The sequence below is a fragment of the Rugamonas violacea genome (assembly GCF_016461825.1).
Classification (GTDB): domain Bacteria; phylum Pseudomonadota; class Gammaproteobacteria; order Burkholderiales; family Burkholderiaceae_D; genus Rugamonas.
The window spans coordinates 1-786 of record NZ_JAEMNU010000127.1 but is presented as its reverse complement, the minus strand read 5'-3'; the positions used below and the strand labels follow the sequence as shown (position 1 = coordinate 786).

Annotated in this window: 1 protein-coding gene; it reads left to right on the top strand. The window is 52.2% G+C overall.

The window, feature by feature from the left end:
* Positions 1–109 precede the first annotated feature (109 nt).
* Positions 110–451: a helix-turn-helix domain-containing protein gene (locus H7U20_RS24425; RefSeq protein WP_199761746.1), complete on the top strand. Its 342-nt coding sequence runs from the start codon at positions 110–112 to the stop codon at positions 449–451.
* The last annotated feature ends 335 nt before the right edge of the window (positions 452–786 follow it).

Genomic DNA, 786 nt, shown 5'->3' with positions numbered 1-786 from the left:
GCTGAATAGTGTTTCACTGCCCGTCTTTGCTCCGCCCCCTGTACGATTACGAGAAATCAGATGACGCGACAACTATCCTGACACAGGGGGAAGAGAAGGATCGCTCAACATGAATACGACCACCACCATCGGCGACATCACCATAGAAGAAGGCAGCGGCAACCCTTATGCCGACCTGGGCCGGCCGGATGCCGACGACATGCTGGTGAAAGCGGGACTGGCGAACGAGATCGCGCAGATCATCAAAGGCCGGCACTTGACGCAGCAATGTGCAGCCGAACTACTCGGCATGCCACAGCCCAAACTCTCCGATCTGTTGCGCGGCAAGTTCCGCGGCATCAGCCAAGCCAAGATGATCGAATGTTTGAACCGGCTGGGATGCGATGTGGACATCGTGGTAAAGAAAAGCGGTCGGCACACTCCTGGCCAAACCGTCGTCGTCGTCGCGTAACGATGTTCAGATCGGGGCCAAAGCCGACCGCCGGCTAAGATGGGCTACAAGTTACCTCAGTTTAATTGGCAATTTTGTGAAATCTAACCTATCCAGGAATCACATTGGCCGCCTCAAAACAGCCCGAAATTAAGGGCAAAACTCAGCACCACCTTCATGCATCCGTGAGACACGATCCAACGTGGCCGCTCCACAATTCGAAAATGGAACAGTAGTACAATGGATTGCATTGTCGCCACGGTTACTAACCTTCTAGAAAGTAAAGTAAGTTTGTAATATAATGTCGTTATGAAATGCAAACGAACTTCTGACGGCCGCAAACTGGATCATCACGT